The sequence below is a fragment of the Microbulbifer mixtoriginis (SeqCode) genome (assembly GCF_052467515.1).
In genome coordinates this window covers 2,546,824-2,563,670 of the sequence record NZ_CP174314.1, presented here as the reverse complement: position 1 = coordinate 2,563,670, position 16,847 = coordinate 2,546,824, and the positions used below count along the sequence as shown (strand labels likewise).

18 protein-coding genes and 2 pseudogenes are annotated in these 16,847 nt (G+C 41.0%); 14 read left to right on the top strand and 6 right to left on the bottom strand.

What is annotated here, in order from left to right; all coding sequences use genetic code 11:
- Positions 1 to 586: 586 nt before the first annotated feature.
- Both ACJJIT_RS10855 and ACJJIT_RS10850 read right to left on the bottom strand, forming a co-directional pair.
- Positions 587 to 1,957 carry an MmgE/PrpD family protein gene (locus ACJJIT_RS10855; protein WP_444898378.1) on the bottom strand — a complete coding sequence of 457 codons (1,371 nt, stop codon included), beginning with the start codon at positions 1,955 to 1,957 and terminating at the stop codon, positions 587 to 589.
- A 278-nt stretch (positions 1,958 to 2,235) separates the two neighbouring features.
- Positions 2,236 to 2,472, bottom strand: a complete 237-nt coding sequence (locus ACJJIT_RS10850) for a winged helix-turn-helix transcriptional regulator (protein ID WP_444898377.1) — start codon at positions 2,470 to 2,472, stop codon at positions 2,236 to 2,238.
- 217 nt (positions 2,473 to 2,689) lie between these two features.
- Here ACJJIT_RS10850 and ACJJIT_RS10845 point away from each other — a divergent pair.
- From ACJJIT_RS10845 to ACJJIT_RS10830, 4 genes and pseudogenes are all read left to right on the top strand, one after another.
- A pseudogene (locus ACJJIT_RS10845) lies at positions 2,690 to 2,953 on the top strand (GFA family protein); the annotation flags it as partial.
- Between the two features lie 181 nt (positions 2,954 to 3,134).
- Positions 3,135 to 3,734, top strand: coding sequence for a dihydrofolate reductase family protein (locus ACJJIT_RS10840; protein ID WP_444898376.1), 600 nt, complete (start codon positions 3,135 to 3,137; stop codon positions 3,732 to 3,734).
- Positions 3,735 to 4,980: 1,246 nt separating this feature from the next.
- Positions 4,981 to 6,147, top strand: a complete 1,167-nt coding sequence (locus ACJJIT_RS10835; RefSeq protein WP_444898375.1) for an iron-containing alcohol dehydrogenase — start codon at positions 4,981 to 4,983, stop codon at positions 6,145 to 6,147.
- Positions 6,144 to 6,584, top strand: coding sequence for an acyl-CoA thioesterase (locus ACJJIT_RS10830; protein ID WP_444898374.1), 441 nt, complete (start codon positions 6,144 to 6,146; stop codon positions 6,582 to 6,584). Before ACJJIT_RS10835 ends, ACJJIT_RS10830 begins: the two co-directional genes overlap by 4 nt.
- A 385-nt stretch (positions 6,585 to 6,969) precedes the next feature.
- On the opposite strand, the gene csrA (ACJJIT_RS10825) is transcribed toward ACJJIT_RS10830, so the two are convergent.
- Positions 6,970 to 7,134, bottom strand: coding sequence for a carbon storage regulator CsrA (gene csrA / locus ACJJIT_RS10825; protein ID WP_444898373.1), 165 nt, complete (start codon positions 7,132 to 7,134; stop codon positions 6,970 to 6,972).
- Between the two features lie 238 nt (positions 7,135 to 7,372).
- Between csrA (ACJJIT_RS10825) and ACJJIT_RS10820 the strand changes: the two genes are divergently transcribed.
- From ACJJIT_RS10820 to ACJJIT_RS10805, 4 genes are all read left to right on the top strand, one after another.
- Positions 7,373 to 7,978, top strand: a complete 606-nt coding sequence (locus ACJJIT_RS10820) for a hypothetical protein (protein ID WP_444898372.1) — start codon at positions 7,373 to 7,375, stop codon at positions 7,976 to 7,978.
- Positions 7,979 to 8,056: 78 nt separating this feature from the next.
- Positions 8,057 to 8,878, top strand: a complete 822-nt coding sequence (locus ACJJIT_RS10815; protein WP_444898371.1) for a hypothetical protein — start codon at positions 8,057 to 8,059, stop codon at positions 8,876 to 8,878.
- Between the two features lie 286 nt (positions 8,879 to 9,164).
- Entirely contained in the window at positions 9,165 to 9,470 is a 306-nt protein-coding gene (locus tag ACJJIT_RS10810; RefSeq protein WP_444898370.1) for a hypothetical protein, read from the top strand.
- 82 nt (positions 9,471 to 9,552) lie between these two features.
- Complete coding sequence (locus ACJJIT_RS10805; RefSeq protein WP_444898369.1) at positions 9,553 to 9,747, top strand: hypothetical protein; 195 nt, start codon at positions 9,553 to 9,555, stop codon at positions 9,745 to 9,747.
- Positions 9,748 to 9,933: 186 nt separating this feature from the next.
- Here the strand turns inward: ACJJIT_RS10805 and csrA (ACJJIT_RS10800) are convergent, their stop codons facing one another.
- Positions 9,934 to 10,095 (bottom strand): carbon storage regulator CsrA, encoded by a 162-nt coding sequence (gene csrA, locus ACJJIT_RS10800; protein WP_444897094.1) that lies wholly within the window; start codon positions 10,093 to 10,095, stop codon positions 9,934 to 9,936.
- Positions 10,096 to 10,550: 455 nt separating this feature from the next.
- Between csrA (ACJJIT_RS10800) and ACJJIT_RS10795 the strand changes: the two genes are divergently transcribed.
- From ACJJIT_RS10795 to ACJJIT_RS10780, 4 genes are all read left to right on the top strand, one after another.
- Positions 10,551 to 10,928, top strand: coding sequence for a Tse2 family ADP-ribosyltransferase toxin (locus tag ACJJIT_RS10795; RefSeq protein ID WP_444898368.1), 378 nt, complete (start codon positions 10,551 to 10,553; stop codon positions 10,926 to 10,928).
- Complete coding sequence (locus ACJJIT_RS10790) at positions 10,925 to 11,158, top strand: hypothetical protein (RefSeq protein ID WP_444898367.1); 234 nt, start codon at positions 10,925 to 10,927, stop codon at positions 11,156 to 11,158. Before ACJJIT_RS10795 ends, ACJJIT_RS10790 begins: the two co-directional genes overlap by 4 nt.
- Positions 11,159 to 11,559: 401 nt before the next feature.
- Complete coding sequence (locus ACJJIT_RS10785) at positions 11,560 to 11,850, top strand: hypothetical protein (protein ID WP_444898366.1); 291 nt, start codon at positions 11,560 to 11,562, stop codon at positions 11,848 to 11,850.
- A 342-nt stretch (positions 11,851 to 12,192) separates the two neighbouring features.
- Positions 12,193 to 12,468: a hypothetical protein gene (locus ACJJIT_RS10780; protein WP_444898365.1), complete on the top strand. Its 276-nt coding sequence runs from the start codon at positions 12,193 to 12,195 to the stop codon at positions 12,466 to 12,468.
- Between the two features lie 175 nt (positions 12,469 to 12,643).
- Here the strand turns inward: ACJJIT_RS10780 and csrA (ACJJIT_RS10775) are convergent.
- A pseudogene (csrA, locus tag ACJJIT_RS10775) lies at positions 12,644 to 12,822 on the bottom strand (carbon storage regulator CsrA).
- Positions 12,823 to 13,268: 446 nt separating this feature from the next.
- Between csrA (ACJJIT_RS10775) and ACJJIT_RS10770 the strand changes: the two are divergent.
- Both ACJJIT_RS10770 and ACJJIT_RS10765 read left to right on the top strand, forming a co-directional pair.
- Positions 13,269 to 13,433: a transposase gene (locus ACJJIT_RS10770; protein ID WP_444900911.1), complete on the top strand. Its 165-nt coding sequence runs from the start codon at positions 13,269 to 13,271 to the stop codon at positions 13,431 to 13,433.
- 364 nt (positions 13,434 to 13,797) lie between these two features.
- On the top strand, positions 13,798 to 14,841 hold the full coding sequence (locus tag ACJJIT_RS10765; protein ID WP_444898364.1) for a DNA cytosine methyltransferase: 1,044 nt from the start codon (positions 13,798 to 13,800) through the stop codon (positions 14,839 to 14,841).
- Between the two features lie 74 nt (positions 14,842 to 14,915).
- Here the strand turns inward: ACJJIT_RS10765 and ACJJIT_RS10760 are convergent, their stop codons facing one another.
- Positions 14,916 to 16,847 (bottom strand): hypothetical protein, encoded by a 1,932-nt coding sequence (locus tag ACJJIT_RS10760; RefSeq protein WP_444898363.1) that lies wholly within the window; start codon positions 16,845 to 16,847, stop codon positions 14,916 to 14,918.

Below are 16,847 nucleotides of genomic sequence, written 5' to 3'. Positions count from 1 at the left end.
CTACGGAAGTTTTCACTGCATAAACGTATCTAAGCGACCGACACGTTGTAGGGCGTAATTAACTTAAAGTGGGCCATGACTGACTATTCTTTAGTCTAATTACTGAAATATCGTCTGCATCAAATTTGTAGTTGGTGATATCGACGACTGATCATATGATCATCTAATTTAGGTGGCGGGTGTCATCGGGTATTGGTATTCAGTTTAGTTTGCTAATCTATTTATTATTAATGTATAGCAAGTATTCCAAGTGTAAGAAAAAACGTGACACTTAGTGCAGTGCCAAATGAGATCCAAGAAATGAGCTTGTGCTATGAATCTACTAGCACTTTTCACAACACCGAAGGAGTTAGGGTTTAGATTGTTATCTAATCCATTTTTTAAATGGCCGCCAACTAAAATTGATCATTACTTATAGATATTATAATAAAGTAAAAAGATAATCCTGCTGATACTAGGTTTTTAATCATCTAGCCTATATGCGATAGATCAATGCCGATTTCATGGTCATTGATAGCGGGACCACGGAAAATAGTTGCATCAAAATAGTAATTGCCAAGGAGTGCAATTCTATTATCTTTTTATTTTATAAGGCCATTAGCTTTGTTAAATCTATGATTTTTTCAAAAGATTTTATTTTGCTGCATTCTTTGAATATATTATTACACTTGTTGGCTTCGGGAGTGGGGAATATGTTAAAAAATTTATTCTTTACTTCTTCAAGTGATAAAGGATTGTTGGCTGAGCCTTTAAAGTCAATAACTTCCTTGTCATAGCAGCTTCCATCAAGTAGTACAACTTTAACGTTGGCGCCAAAACAATTGTCCGTATAATCTGGATTTTGATGCAAATAAATAGAGTCCATGATAGATAATATTTTTTCATCTTTAAATAACTTTTCATCATACTTTATGGAGGTGGGAGAGCCGCAAGTGAAAGTGAGAGCTACAACATAGTATATAGATAGTTGGGCGCTTAGTGAGTCAGTTATGTTTTTGTTAGAGCAGTGATCGATTGTAAACTTGCTAACTCCAATTTTTATACTACGTATAGAGTTAACATTTATAGGGTGTGCATTAATCAGGTGTTCCACTGCTTCTACAGCACCATGAAGAGCGTTGCAACAGTTGTATTTCTTTATTGCTGTTTCCATGAGCAAAAATTTCTGCCCAAGATGATTTAATATGATATTAAAATTTCGCTCCTTGCTAAAATTGCAAATTCCATGTTTTCCTTCGATGACTGTATGAGGCGCTGTTATATTTATGGAGGCATAATACGCAGATTCAATACCAGCGCCAACTGCTACTGAACATAACATCCTCTTAACACTACCACCATGATCAGCCCACTCCTGTACCCCTCCACTATAAGAAGCGGCAATACAAAATGCATTTAGAAGCTGTTCCTCATTTAATCTCATGAGCAAACCAGCAGTAATGGAGCTCGCCAATGGCCCGACAACTGTAGGGTTGTAAAAGCCATAAAAATTGTCATCCCTGAATGCAGTTCCGAGGCGAACAAAAATCTCCAGCCCAATGCAGTAGCTATAGAATACATCAGCGCCACTAGCATTATACTCTTCACCTATAGCTAGGGCTGTTGATAGAATAATGGTGGAAGGGTGAACGATAGCAATCATTGATGTCTCATCAAGCTCAGTTTGATTTGCTAGGATGGAATTTATTTTTGCGGAAATTACTGCGAAAGATTTTTTTTTGAAGCCAATTATAGAAGCTTTATTTGAGTTTTGAATCAATTTTTTTCTCTCGTATAAAGATATGATATCTTTGGGTATGTTAAATGTTGAGCCTGCCAGCATTAGCCCTATACTATTAAGTAATAATTTTAATGTGTGAGTCTCTACTTCTTTTGGGAAATCTCTGTTTGTATACTTTTTAATTGAGAAATTAACAAGCTCCTCTGAAATTTTACAATCTAAGTTTTCTGGATTCATAACATAACCCCTTTTAATGTTAAGAGTAAAAAGTAAATTGTTACCAATGGTTATCTAACTGGGTGAGATGAAGTCAAATATTATTTGGTATCATCAGTCTTTCAGCCTGGCGAGGACTTGCTGCAATGCCACGGCTCCGACTCAAAGTCTGGGGCTAGGTTCCCATGAACCGCTTTAGGGGGAACCCATGAGCCTTCAAAGTATGTATTACTTCATTTGGCAAGTTCCTGAAGGATTGACAAGACGTCCTTGCCTTTTTGTGTTAGCAAGTACTTATATCACTTAGGTTTTGACTGATATTGTTCTTTTACCAACATTTCCTCTGTTTCTAGCATCTTTAATCTCTCTGCTAGTCTATTTGTTGGTATTTTCTCAGGTGAATCAGCAAGTTCGTTATAGGTTTCTTTACCACATAGTAAGTCTCTTAGAATAACTAGCGTCCATTTATCGCCAAATACATCCAGTCCATTCAAGATAGGGCAATCGGAACGGATAAGTTGATCGTCAGGGCTCATACACACACTTATACATAAAAAATGAAATGGTAGACTAGTGACTACAATTTCGTAAGTAATGGTAGAAATTCATGCCCAAAATATCCGGAGAGTGTTTGTACTGTTTAATTAGTTATAATTGCTCCGAAGAGCCTGTAATGGCGGGGCATGGCCAATGTACAGATTGTCAGAAAGTTAGTGCCGCAGGGCACATTTCAGATATTGCTGTTCCTCGCGGAATTTAATCATAAACGGTGATCTTGCGTTTCATGAGAAGCAGGCGGATAGTAGAAATACAGCAAGGAGGGGTTTTTGTCCTCGCTGTGGTTCGCATAATTATGCAGAAAACAGTGGTATGCCGTGGTTAGAATTTGTCCATGCCGGAAGTCTTCATGATTTGGAGCAATTCAACCCTACGATGATCGTATATGAAAGTAGCGGCGAACCTTGGGATTATATGGACCCAGATTTACAAATGATTGAAAAAGTGCCAAAGATGTGATTGTAGCCACTCGGGCCAGAGGCCTACAAGACAGTTCGAGCTATGTCTAGTGGGTGCTTATTATATTCCTGCTTGTTTGAGATTGTTATTACTTGAAACCAAGACGTTTGAAGATTTGTATTTCTACGAGTAAGTCTGCATAAGATGTCATAAATGAATTACCCCACGAGAGAATCAGCCAATGAGAAATTTAGCCCTATTGATATTTCAAACTCTTGACGGTGTAATGCAAGCACCCAGTATACCCGAGGAAGATTTTTCAGGTGGTTTCCGTCATGGAGGTTGGGCAAAAGATTGTTGGGATGACGTTATGGAACAAGTTTCAAAGGAGGCAATGAATGAACCGTATGACCTACTATTAGGGCGTAATACATATAATTTATTTGCCTCAAATTTTGCCAGTGCCGAACCTGATAATCCAGCAGCAGACAAACTAAATATGGCAAAAAAATACGTGGTGACATCAGGTACTGATGATCTAACATGGAATAATTCCTTCAAACTAAAGGGCTCTAATGCAGCTGTAGAGGTCGCCAAAATTAAAGAAATAGATGGGCCCCTGTTACAGGTTCACGGTAGTTGGCAATTAGTGCAGTTACTTCTTAAGCATAACTTGGTAGATGAGCTTAGACTTTGGACCTTTCCAGTAGTTGTTGGCGAAGGAAAACGCTTGTTTGAAAACGGTGAAATTTCGTCGAAATACAAACTTATAAAATTTTCGACGTGTCCTTCAGGAGCCTTTATGCACTTCTATCAATCACTAGATCGCAGTGCAGTATGAAATTTTACTTAGATAGACACTCACTCGTATAGTCTCTGATGCAAGGCAATATATTTCTTTTAGTATTGAGTAATTTTCGCGGTTAACGCAAAAGAAAATCCACAGAGTGACCAGTGATGCAAATGGCACTCGACAAGATTAAAGAGCATATTGAGCTATTTGCAAACCAAATACAAAATGATGGTTTAATCGACGATGAAAATTTTAGGTAGAATACTTCATAGCATATCTCATCTGAATAGATTGTTGAATTGCAGAAATCAGATTGGTTAAATCGATCAAGATTTACACAATGAGTTGTCTGAAATCTCAATCGACTTCATCCCTTAGGTTAAAAGGCATAACCGGTCAATACATCAGCCGATAAATAATGCAGTTACTGACTTAGGTGTTTGTGCGATATCTGTATCTTACAGTCTAATACAGTTTTATCTTCTATAGACAAGACTCAGCTGGAGCTTCCTTCCTTAAAGAGTTTGTTCTTAACACACGTCCAGTGTCTACTTCTTGTTCTTTTTTACGCTCACAATTTGCTAAATTTGCAGGATCGTCTTTCGGCTCTGTGTACTTCAATATATCGTTTGAAAAGCGCCTTTGGCCTGAGTTCCCCAATGGTGGAGTAGCGCGAAGGAGAAGAAAATTAGGTATAAACCTCGGTTAACGGCCTAGTCTATATGGCATTGAAACCTTGGATCTATCGCTGGCCCGTGCTCAACTCGTGCGTCATTACTAGATACGTTAAGCGCGGGCTCACACCGGGTGAGGGGCTGGAGAGAGGTTTTGCTGCCAAATAATCTAGACACGTCAGAGAATCTTATAAACCTCATATCTCTGCTTGGGATAATATTTCTAGAATAAACGAAATACCGTTACTATAAGGGGCGCTACTGTAGTAAAAGTAAAGAACATAGGCATCTTGCGGCACATTTTGAGTACATCTCTGTAGACTTGCAGTCGGGAGTTTGCGTTATAAGGCTTTGCATGGGGCCTATTCAGCCAAACCAGCTATTCACTAAGCCCAATAATACGATCAGTATCAACCTGCATCTTTATTTCGCAATACTATTGAGTAATCCTTTAATCGGCATATCTACACTGGTGACTTGGTGATTAATTTATCGTAGTCTTGACTGACAACTGATTAGCACCAAATTCACTCTGAGCTAATCAGAAGTTCCCTAGGATTTGAAATGGAACTATTGCCAAACAAACTGAGACACATAATAATTAAGGCGGTGACAATCCTATGTTAAGTTTTGAATTTAATACTACAAAATCGATTATAAACGGCCCTGGCGGGTTAAATAAAATTAGTGAGATATGTGACCAACTAAATATAACTAAGTTGTTAGTGGTCACTGATCAAGGTATTGTAAATTGTGGTTTGGTTGAGAAACTGAAGGAGCAATTACATAGTAAATTCGCGACCATTATCTTTGATGGAGTTAGTGCTGATCCTAAAGAGCAGATCGTATTGTCGGCAGTAGCCTTAGCAAAGCAGCATAATGTTGATGGTGTAATTGGATTTGGTGGTGGCAGTTCAATGGATACCGCTAAAGTTGTTGCTGTAATGATGGATTCTCACCAACCTCTAGAACAGCTATATGGGCTTGAACGAGTTCAAGGAGGTCGCGTACCTTTGGTTTTAATACCTACCACTGCTGGCACCGGTTCAGAAGTAACACCCATCGCGGTTTTAACAACAGGGGAAACCACCAAAGATGGCATCGTCGCTAAACAATTATTACCAGATGTTGCCTTATTAGATGCACAATTAACTCTAGGGTTGCCAGCTCATGTGACTGCTGCAACTGGCATTGATGCTATGGTGCATGCCATAGAGGCATATACGTCTAAGCATAAAAAAAATGCCTATTCAGATATGCTAGCTAAGCAGGCGTTGCTATTGCTATCAAGAAATATAGAACAGGCCACACATCATGGCGAGGACATAGATGCAAGACAAAATATGTTATTGGGTGCCTGCCTTGCAGGTCAAGCTTTTGCCAATGCACCAGTTGCCGCTGTACATGCTCTAGCTTACCCATTGGGGGGGCATTTTCATGTACCTCATGGATTGGGCAACTCGTTAGTATTACCACATGTAATGCGCTTTAATCAGAGTGATACAGCCAAGCTCTATAGTGAATTGGCGCCATATATTTGTGAACACATAAATACGTCTCAATTAGATCAAAAAGTGAGTTCTGATCTCATTGTCTTTATTGAGCGGCTAATTGAGCGATTAAAATTACCCCGGACCTTAAAGCAATTAGATATTGGCGAGCATCATTTAGAGATGCTCGCCACTGATGCAATGCTACAAACTCGCTTACTAATCAATAATCCGAAACCGCTGTCTCAAGATGATGCACTCCTGATTTATCAGGCTGCTTATGAGGAGGCTTTGTGAGTAAGCAGGCTGTGTTACGTACAGATTATTTTTATTTTGAAGAGTTAACTACCAGATGGATGGATAATGATGTGTATGGGCATGTAAATAATGTAGTTTACTACTCCTATTTTGATACCATTGTGAACAGCTTTTTGATTAATAAGGCTGAATTAGATATTAAAACCAGTGAGAATATTGGTTACATAGTCAAATCTGATTGTAATTATTTGGCCAGTATTTCTTACCCTGAAAAAATACTTGGTGCTTTTAGGGTTAATAGAATAGGCAATTCTTCGGTGGAATATGGTGTTGCGATTTTTAAAGAAAATCAAGAAAATGCATGTGCGCATGGCTCTATGACGCATGTCTTTGTTAATCGCCATACCGAACAGCCGACAAAAATTTCTGCTCAATTGTTCAAGGCATTACAAAGTGCATCATTTGGTGCTGGTTAACTTTTTAGTCGATAGGGTTGGGGGTTATACTTTTTAATTGGTTGGTGTCCAGGATTACTCTTTACACTGATGGCCTATTTTCGTTCATCCGGTTATGAAGATGAATGGGAAAAGGTAACTGATAAAATTAGAGTATACAGATTGCAGTAACGCTCACTATTTATTGAACTCAGTTGATCGTCCCAGCTAGTGTTGGTTTTTCACTTATAGAGGGTGGGGAGTTACTTTCTGATACATGTGTAGATAAATATAGGATTGCGACATTTCCCATCATAGAGATAGTCTGCGCTCAAAGGTGCCACTATGATGATGAAAGAGGGGAGGAGGTTTGGGTGGGGGCCCCTCCATTGTAAATCTGCTCCCACCGTCTTTCAGTGCCTAACTTTTATTCTCTTTTGATACGTGTATAGATCCCTTCACGATTGGCGGGAAGGGATTTGGGGGCGCGGATGCCTATTTTTACTTGATTGCCTTTCACTTCCAGCACTGTGACTGAGACATTCGTTCCAATCCTTAGGTTTTCGCCTGTTCGGCGCTTTAGGATCAACATGTTTTCTTCCTACCATACTCAAGCCGTGGGTGAGCATTCCTTGGTAGAGAAGCTTGATAAGTGATGCCCTGTAGAGGAATGGGGTGGGGTGAGATAGTGGTAGGGCTAGAGTAAGAATATGCGGAGCTAGGCCTCTAGATCCAGCTGTCCCACGGTGTTTTATTTGAGTCTACTCTTCAGTCTGATAGCTCTTGCGGTTTATACTTTCAATTTAGTGGGTATCCAGAATTGCACTAATATGAAATTAAAATTAGAAGCATTAATAGAGTTGCCAATATCAGATCAGGCTAACGATCTTAGGAAAGCATGCAGCTCGACTACAAGAGACGAGCTACTTACAGTAAGTGGATATCGAGACTTGGTCGGATATTCAGCTGATCATCAATTTCATTCGTTAAGTAAGCTTAATGACAACAATTTGGCGCGCGCAATAGAACTGCATATATCAGATTTTGAAGTCAAAGATTGTTGCGCGTTCTTTGGCGGCTTTGCTCTAGTCATAAATGGGGTAAATAAATTACTTCCCCAGTGTTGTGGGACTATAGCTGATCTTGAGTCCTGGGTGCGATTGAAGTCGGAATCCGATCTCTACATAGCCATTGAGGGGCATCCAAGTCCGCGTGCGTTTAGAAAGCGCGATAAAGTAATAATTGAGTGCATTGATGACGAGCCATTCATCCCCGCCACAGATAGAAAAATTGAGGTTGATTATCAGGCTGTGTATGAAGCGATAGGGGTGGCCGAGTCAGAGATTACCATGGTGGCTAATCATATAGATGGTTTGGCAAGCTCAATGGGGTTGCCAAAAAATACATCTACTCACTTGCTAAGAGAGATGGCGTAGGGCATGTAATAAGAAAATACAGCGGAACTGAAACTCCGCTGATTTGGGCGTTATCAAGCCATGAAATAGGTGCAACAGTTGAAGGTGATAGAAGAGAAAGTTATTTTAGCAGTTAAGGACTTTGCGAACTCGATAAATTCGGGGAGCAAGGTTGTAGCTGGTATGTCTGCATTAGTTGATGTAACGAGTCAGTTATCTCTTTCCAGTTTTGACTATTGGGAGCGGTTTATACGCTCTGAGTTCTCTTCAGCACTAAGAGAATCCACGCCTCCCAAGTGGAAGCTTTGGTCAAAACCTAAGGAGTTGATAACTTGGCTTGACCTAATTAGTTGGGATGGTTACAAAAGAGAGAAAGCTCTACGAGCCCTGTTAGGAGGAGCGCCAAATACATTCTTTTTCTCGCTTGCCGTTCGTAGGCTGAATGATTGGGTGCCTCAAGTACGTGAGGCTGCAAGGGAAAAGCTTCCTGAGATAGCAAAATTGACTGATCCAAAATACGTAGTTGAAGCACTATGTATTGCACTATCAAATTGGAACTCATGGGGTAGAATCAAGGAAGAAGACAAGCAGATTCTTCTTCAAATCATTTGTGAAAAAGATATAGCAGAGTCGTTTCGGCGTAAGTTAATTTCGTCTGCGTCTGGGCCCATGCCATCACTTTTTTCCCAGCTTGGGCGCACACCTATTCTTGATGAGAATTTAGAGGAAATAGCGAGATTAGCTATTCAACCTTCGGTTAGAGCTAAGGCATATCGTAGTTTATTTGAAGGCCGTATTGTATGGATGGAGGGCCGGAAATGGGAATGGACGGATATACGCTATTGTGAAGGTAGGGTAAGGCCCATCGTAGGTGAACGAAAACTAGACATCAAGATCCCTATACTCGATTTTTTGAAATAATCATCTACTGATCGCTCGTCTATCGTTAGACGAGTTTCAGCTGAGATTTTGATACGAGAGCTGGGTAAAATTGAAGCAGTTATTGCTAAGGAGCTAGCTAACAAGTTTGCTTCAGATAAGTCTCACCCTGTATCAGAAAGGGGTAAGTTTGCGGAAAGAAAATTAGAGGAAATGGCATCTGCCAATTCCTATTAACTAGCGCATATTGATAGGCTCGTTTTCAGTTTCGCTCCAACAAGAAGGCTTTATTACTAAATGGGTAGCCATACATACAAGGTAACTTGCTATGTTTAAAGTATTCTATAATTTTAATGTAAAAATAATAGTTTTCATGGTATTGACAGTTTGTTCCCACATTGCAAGCGCCTGCTTGTGTTCACATGAACTAGCTCTTGAAAAAGGGGTTTCCGAAATTGCTACAAAGTTTCCGGCCAAAAGCGCAAAAGTTGGGGACTACAAGTTGATTGTTGATGGCAGTTTCTATTTAGTGATTCCGAAGGAAGAATCAAAGTATGGACGTGGCAGTGGTCAGCCGACTGTGAAACTACACCGTGAAAACTGTCAGGTAGTCGATATTTCACTCGCTCGCTAGTTGCATTGCCTGCTTGATTTATAAGCTCCGCCTCAGGTTCATTCGTTAACTATATTAACCTTAATTTGTTGATAGGAATTTCATGAAGCGCCAACCAAGATACGAGAAAGTAAAAAGGAATGCTGAAGGGAGAGCAAAAGAGTTGTTCAAGCCACTTCCTGAAGATATCAAGAAAGAGCTTGAAAAAAACAGTACCTTGGGTTCACCAGAAAACCTAGTAGATCGTATTGATGAGGAGGAGCAGGTTGAAAAACGATCAAAGCCTTCTGCTAAGTAGCTAGGCTACTTGTTCACTCTAACTTGTACTGTCTTTTCCGCTTTGTAGAGAGGTAATTCCTTGTAGGTGTGAAAAGGATTCTATGAGCATACCGCCCGTTACCTGAAAGATAGCTAGCTATCAATAGCGCCTCTCTGGAGCCCTATTGGGGTAGAGTCTCCTTCCTTGGAGAATTCCTTCTATTGCCTACCTTTCGATTCGCACATAGATCCCTTTACGATGGGCTGAGGGGATTTGGGGGGCGTGGATGCCTATCTTTACTTGATTTCCCTTCACTTCCAGTACTGTGATTGAGACATTTGTTCCAATTCTTAGGTTCTCGCCTGTTCGGCGCTTTAGGATCAACATATTTGTATCCTAGTGATACTCAAGCCGTGGGTGGGCATTCCTTGGTGGGGAAACTTGATAAGTGATACTTGATGGAAGAGTGGGGGGGCGCGGGGCGCAGAATAGGAAAAGTCGGGTGCTAGGCGCCCAGAACTTGGGGAGTCGATCCAAGCTGATAAATGTACCTTATCGCCATAGTATCTATGGCATTTTAAGTAGCTAACTCCTATTATTTTGTTTGACCCTCCTCTTCATCAATGCCAATTTTCTTATCCGGCTACTGTTGCTCTGCCCGCTATTCTACTTGGTGGGTGTCCAGAATTGACCTTAGAGGTAAAAGCTTAATATTTTCGAATAAGAACTCGTAATTACCAAATTTTTGTATAATTATCCTCTTCAGCCAATAGCCTTGGCGGTTTATACTTTTGTTCGGTGTGGGGCCAGGATTAATTCAGTATTGTGAAAAGGAGATCATCATGTTCCCAAAGGAATTCTTCATTGTTCCAGAAGAGCTATTTAGGCTCGGTAATTCAACAAGCCCAAAGTTATCAAATGTTAGACCAAAGGATGTTGATACAATGGAGGTCAATGGCATTCGAGTAATTATCGCTAACGGCAAGGGTATAAGTGTTTTTGATCGGGAAGGGATTAATGAATCCCCAATGACGGGTTGGGTTTGGAGATTTCAACCAAATACTAAACCACCAATCGGCCTCAAAATGGTTCAAGATAAGGCCCATCACTATTGCATATCTCCCACCCAGAATATGCCGGTTGATAAATTTAAAGGGCTTCTCGAAGAAATGGCCCTTAGCGCCACAAGAGTTTTTAAGAAAGAAGGTAGTGTGGTATGAATGAATTTCAATTAAACCTAGTAGAATCAGAGCTCAAGATTATCCTGGAAGCACTGATAGAAATGGAGAAAAAAATGTCCAATATTTGCGAAACATCGGATAATGAAGATGAGATCGCGGATGTTGGTAATGATCTTATTGAAGTAAGGCTCCTACTAAAGCCTCTTAAAGAGAAGGCAGTTGAAAAATACGGAAAAAATATAGTTAATTTTTCACGCGAACTACTATAAGTTTACTAGGGTATTACAGTCGGCGATCAACGTTATGCGCTTCTTTATGGCGATAGTACGGTAACCAAAGCTTGATACACCAAAGTTAAATCTCTATAGAGGAAGCACGAGTGGGTGATTCCTCATAATCAGATGGGGCTCAGTTTTTCAGCGAACTGGCAGCACCTAAAGTCAATATATAAGTTGAAAGCATCTAAAAACCCTGGGAAAAATGTCGACGTATTTTGGGTTTTGGAGAAGTCAGATTTGCCGCCTGATCTGAAATTTGTGCAAGATCAGAAAGATAATAGACACTACTTTCTAACCATTACAAGGAGAATGACGGTTTCTCAACTAGTCCAAAAGCTCCAGATGGTTGCTGATCGCATGAGTGTAATAAGAGATGGTACGAAGGTGATAGGATGATTAATTATAAATTGCCCGAGGAAAAGGAGTTTCTTTTGCATTATGCAGAGTTACTCAATGATAAGAGAAGCCTTGAGATTATCAATTCAGGATCTTTGGCTAATAAAGAAGAGGCCATTCACTTCGCTGAGTTTTTCTGGAGAACTGTTAGCGAGCCTAACAAGCAAGATGAAAAGCAAGGAGAGAGTAGTGAATATATCCTTGAGAAAATCATCATTACGCTGATGGCATATTTTCGTTCAGCCGGTTATGAAGATGAATGGGAAGAGGTAACTGATAAAAATTAGTGTGAACAGATTGCAGCAATGCTAGCTATGTCTTGAACTCAGCTGATCTCCCCAGTTAGTGTCGATTTTCACTTATAGAGTGTGTGCAGCTGTTTTCTAATACATTTGGAAGTAACTGTATGGCTGTGACATTTCCCATCATAGAAATAGTGTGCGCTCAAAGGTGCCACTATGATGATGAGAGAGGGGAGGAGATTTGGGTGGGATTCCCTCCATTGTGAATCTGGTCCCGCGGCCTTTCAGTGCCTACTTTTTTTCTTTTGATAGGCATAATAGTATCGCTCCAACGGCAAATATGCCTCTGGATGAATTCAAGGGTCTACTTTCAAAATTGGCAATTAAATGTCAGAAGGTATTCAAAAAGCAGATTGCGTTATGACACATATAAAAGAAATGAACTCATCACTATGTGATTGGGAAACCCGGATAATACTTGAAGCAATAACTCATGAAGCTGAGCGTCTAAAGTCTATTTGTGAAAAATCTGAAGATGAGGATGAAGTGGCAGATGCTGGGAATGACTATCTAGAAGTTATTGGCCTCAAGGAACGTTTAGAAAAGCAAGCAATAGAAGTTTTTGGTCAACAAATTACCAATTTCAGTAGGGAACCACTTTAACTCTAACAAGTTATTGTGCTGATGTGTTGCCCTCAATGTTACTTGTCCGAGCAATCATTAGCAAAACTCAGGCCCTAACTGTTTGGTTACGGCTCAGCAAAGAGCTAGATTTGTTAACCAAAGGAAGGAGAATCGTCTGGAGCCTCCTTCCTTGGTGAGCCTTTCCTCAACACCCTCAATTGCCTACTTTGTGTTCTTCTTTAATGCGCACATAGATCTCTTCTCGATGAACGGGAAGGGATTTAGGGGCGCGGATGCCTATCTTTACTTGATTTCCCTTCAATTCTAGCACTGTAACTGAGTTATTCGTCCAATACTGAGGTTCTCGCCTGTTCGGCGCTTTAGGATCAACATGTTTTTTCCTAGCATACTCAAGCTGTGAGTGGGCATTCCTTTGTGGGGAAGCTTGGTAAGTGATACTTGGTGGAAGAGTGGGGTAGTGCGCGGGGACTCAGAATAGGGAAAAGCCAGTACCTTTCTTTCAGAGCTTAGGGAGTTTCTCTAAGCTTTTGAGTTTACTCTATTTGATGGGTGTCCAGAATTGCTCTTTCCAGTTTTGACTACTGGGAGCGGTTTATACGCTCAGAGTTCTCTTCAGCATTAAGAGAATCCACGCCTTTCAAGTGGAAGCTTTGGTCAAAACCTAAGGAGCTAATAACTTGGCTTGACCTAATTAGTTGGGATGGTTACAAAAGAGAGAAAGCTCTACGAGCCCTTTCGGGAGGAGCGCCAAATACATTCTTTTTCTCGCTTGCTGTTCGTAGGCTGGATGGTTGAAAGAAGTGGATTGGCATATTGCGATGAACCCCAGCAGGCAGAAACCCCTTCCTGGGAAGGGTGCTGTAAAGAAAGCTGAGAAGATCAAAGCACAGATACATGCAAAAGTAGAGCACCGATTCCGCTATATAAAGCAAGCTTTTGGATACAGCAAGGTACGCTACAGAGGATTGGCCAAGAATACATAACGTCTACACTTGTTGGCAGGCATTTCAAACTTACTGATAGGAAATAAATTTCTCATCACTTAGGGGAAGTGCGCCTAAAGTCCGATCAGCACGGATTTTGGGTATGCAAATTTGAGGGGTTAACCCATGTGAAACTAATTTTCGACCAAGATACAGCCAACTTTCTAATTTAAAATAGGATAGGGAAAGTCTGCCGTATTCTTCAGAGGTTCCTTGAGTGCCTATTCATATAAATATTTGTCAGATTGGTATTAGAAATCCGAACATAACCTATTGCGTTCCATTCATCGTTATGTAAGTCGCACCTAAAAGGGGGTAATTTCTTGCCTCAGGCAATTTTTAATGGGGAGGGAGTACCATCCAAATGAGGCGTCAACCGAATAAACTTGGTACTATTCAGCCCAAGGAAAAAGGGCTATTAGTAATGATTAAATTTGTGGACTTGTTCTGTGGGGGCGGCTTCGGAGGCCGTGGTGCCGTCACAGCCGGGGCAGAACCTATCCTGGCTGTGGATGCTTGGGATCTGGCTGCTGAGACCTATCAAAGCAACTTTCCAAACGCAGAGGTTATTTGTTCACCAATCGAAGAACTAAACCCCAAGCAGCTTGCCAAGAAGCATCAACCGGACGTACTGCTGACCTCGCCAGAATGCACCTCTCACTCCATTGCTAGAGGGGCCAAGCCAAGCTGCGAGAAGAGCAAAGAAACAGCCATAGGCATCATCCCATGGATTGAGGCCATGCATCCTCGTTGGCTAATAGTGGAAAACGTCAATCGCATGAAGAAGTGGGGACGCCATAACGAGCTGATATCCACAATTCAATCATATGGCTACCAAGTCAACGATTTGCTGTTGAACGCAGCCGATTTCGGTACTCCACAGGCTCGTAAACGCATGTTCCTGATATGTGATCGGGAAGGTACTGTGATTACCGAACAAAATCTCAAGTCTTTGCACCGCAGGGGTAGTAAGTCAGCCAGAGAGGTCATTGACTGGTCGGAACGGTACAAAAGCACCCCTCTATATAAGGAAGGTCGAGCTGAGGCAACAATTGACCGTGCAGAACGCGCCATGAAGGAGCTTGGCAGGAAAAAAGAATTCATTGTCGTCTACTACGGCTCCGACTATGCTGGTGGCTGGCAATCCCTTGATTCTCCGCTGCGTACCATCACTACATTAGATCGTTTTGGCCTTGTTACTTGGCAAGGTAACACACCTTACCTAAGGATGCTCCAACCTCCTGAGTTAATGAAAGCAATGGGAGCTGGGTCAAAACATACTCTTCCTCACGGAAGTAGGCGTGATAAAGTAAAGCTCTGCGGGAATGGTGTCTGCTCGCCCGTCATGGAAATTATCTTCAAGAAAATATCCCAGGTTTATACCAGCGAAATGGAGCTTGCCTCTTAAATGGATTTAACCCAATGCGATCTTATTGTTGACCCATAGTTGCCAGGCAACTCCAGGCAAATTGAATCTGGGAGCTATAGGACTGAAACCTCGTGAGCGATCTCAAAGCCCACACCATGATCCAGAATCTGTACAGTGCTCTGATGCACTGATCTCAAATACTGGTATGGTTTTTTAATTGCAGAAATTTTACTCTCCACCGTTGTAAGTGGCCTATTGGCATACCGGTACATATATTCCCGCTTATCGCCTACAGCTGTCCAGGAATTAATTTTTGACTGGCATAAAATTCTCAGAAAAGTCGTGGCATCCAGAAACCAGACATCAATTCCTCCAGGAGTTGTAAATCTCGACCCAGAGAAATAATGCGCGTTGGAAACAATAAGCGGTATAACCTCTAAGTTTTTTACCGGGTATCCGACCCGTTCCTCGATCATTCCGGGAGATTGTTGAACAAACTCAACTCTTTTATCCAGTTGGTCAAGCGCCTTTGATATGTGGTTATCAACAAACCGGTAAGCCTCATCCCTTTCTTCCGGTGGAATGGATGCTTTCGCCTCATAGATTACCAAATGATCTGAACCTAAACGAAAAAGACCATCAATTTCTGGAACACCCTTCCGTTGATCCATTTTTATGCTGTTTACAGCATACCCAGCTTCTCCAAGCTCCTCTTTCAGATATTCCTCGAAAACATGCCCTTTATGAACCCCTCTGTCAAAATCTAGCCCTACATCATTCCCGCTCAGAATTCTATCTATCAGTTTTTCATACATAAGATCCATAACATAACGGGGTATGAAATAATAATTGAGACCAGCCCTATATATAGGCGCATCAAAACTTAGGGAGCCTACCTTTCCAACAAGATCAAAAACAAACAGGCTCAGTAATTTTTCCTTTTGGGAAGAAACCCCAAGTGCCTTCATTAATTGATTTTTATTGCCGCAAAATATCTCGGCATTACCTTTTCCCACTCTAGACTTATTGGCTTTACTGTAGCGTCTGCACACATTATCCAGAGCCTCGCATATCACAACCAAATCATCGATGCAGTAAGTTGAATCACCAAACCGGAATTTTCTGTATATATCCCCATAAACAACTGACAACGAAGCCCTTACCTTTTGAAAAGACATCAATCTTTGGAAGCTGTATCCCTTATCAAAGTCAAATCTAATCTCCTTCTTCAAATCATCCGATTTTATAAATCCAGCACGACGTCCCAATTCCAATATGATATCTTTATTCTCTTCCCTCTGGTGGTAATACTGAAAGTTCAAATCACGATATATTTCTGAAGGCCTCCATTCTTTATTATAGAGGTCCAGGAAATACTTCATTTTTTCGAACCCTTGAAGTCGAAGACTTTCAGAAACTCGGTACTTATGGAAAAACTTTTCGCCACTCAAAACTTTATACTCACCCCTAAATATATTAGATATTTCATTCGAGATGGTTCTATAGTACCCAGCTGAACTTATAATTTTCTTTCCAACAGAATTCCTCTTCGAAAGCTTCTTTTTACCACCTGACACCAACTCTTTAGCATCAAGCATCATAACAATCCAGGGGATGGTTGAGGTCAGGCTACTAAACATCGACGCAGAAACGTGTTCATTAGCCACCCTGTTGTCATAGCCGATATTCTTATGAGCTAACCTTTGGAGTTGCCATTCCAGGTAGGAGAAGAGATCGTAATAATTGAGACGATTAACATTTTCGGACAGGGTAGCTCCATATTTCTCCCGATAGCGAATCGAATATGTAAAAAACCCCAAGACATCGCCTTGATCTGAATAAGATCCAAGGCTTTGCATCGCATTGAGTATCTTTACGACACTACCGTTGTAGCTTCTTTTACTGGAAAGATGGTACTTCAACTCATCCATAAGCCCATGAGCATCTATATGCTGCAAAAATTCAGAGTAGCAGCCCTTCAAACCATCAAGCTGTTTACCAACAACTTTGGATTTTCTTCTTCTATCTTTGCTTAAAACTATCAT

Coding starts and splice junctions, on each gene's coding strand:
- ACJJIT_RS10855 (WP_444898378.1), bottom strand. CDS start 1,957: ATGAATCCAGAAAACTTAGATTGTAAAATTTCAGAGGAGCTTGTTAAT.
- ACJJIT_RS10850 (WP_444898377.1), bottom strand. CDS start 2,472: ATGAGCCCTGACGATCAACTTATCCGTTCCGATTGCCCTATCTTGAAT.
- ACJJIT_RS10840 (WP_444898376.1), top strand. CDS start 3,135: ATGAGAAATTTAGCCCTATTGATATTTCAAACTCTTGACGGTGTAATG.
- ACJJIT_RS10835 (WP_444898375.1), top strand. CDS start 4,981: ATGTTAAGTTTTGAATTTAATACTACAAAATCGATTATAAACGGCCCT.
- csrA (WP_444898373.1), bottom strand. CDS start 7,134: ATGTTGATCCTAAAGCGCCGAACAGGCGAAAACCTAAGGATTGGAACG.
- ACJJIT_RS10820 (WP_444898372.1), top strand. CDS start 7,373: ATGAAATTAAAATTAGAAGCATTAATAGAGTTGCCAATATCAGATCAG.
- ACJJIT_RS10810 (WP_444898370.1), top strand. CDS start 9,165: ATGTTTAAAGTATTCTATAATTTTAATGTAAAAATAATAGTTTTCATG.
- ACJJIT_RS10805 (WP_444898369.1), top strand. CDS start 9,553: ATGAAGCGCCAACCAAGATACGAGAAAGTAAAAAGGAATGCTGAAGGG.
- csrA (WP_444897094.1), bottom strand. CDS start 10,095: ATGTTGATCCTAAAGCGCCGAACAGGCGAGAACCTAAGAATTGGAACA.
- ACJJIT_RS10795 (WP_444898368.1), top strand. CDS start 10,551: ATGTTCCCAAAGGAATTCTTCATTGTTCCAGAAGAGCTATTTAGGCTC.
- ACJJIT_RS10790 (WP_444898367.1), top strand. CDS start 10,925: ATGAATGAATTTCAATTAAACCTAGTAGAATCAGAGCTCAAGATTATC.
- ACJJIT_RS10785 (WP_444898366.1), top strand. CDS start 11,560: ATGATTAATTATAAATTGCCCGAGGAAAAGGAGTTTCTTTTGCATTAT.
- ACJJIT_RS10780 (WP_444898365.1), top strand. CDS start 12,193: ATGTCAGAAGGTATTCAAAAAGCAGATTGCGTTATGACACATATAAAA.
- ACJJIT_RS10770 (WP_444900911.1), top strand. CDS start 13,269: ATGAACCCCAGCAGGCAGAAACCCCTTCCTGGGAAGGGTGCTGTAAAG.
- ACJJIT_RS10765 (WP_444898364.1), top strand. CDS start 13,798: ATGAGGCGTCAACCGAATAAACTTGGTACTATTCAGCCCAAGGAAAAA.
- ACJJIT_RS10760 (WP_444898363.1), bottom strand. CDS start 16,847: ATGATAGTTTTAAGCAAAGATAGAAGAAGAAAATCCAAAGTTGTTGGT.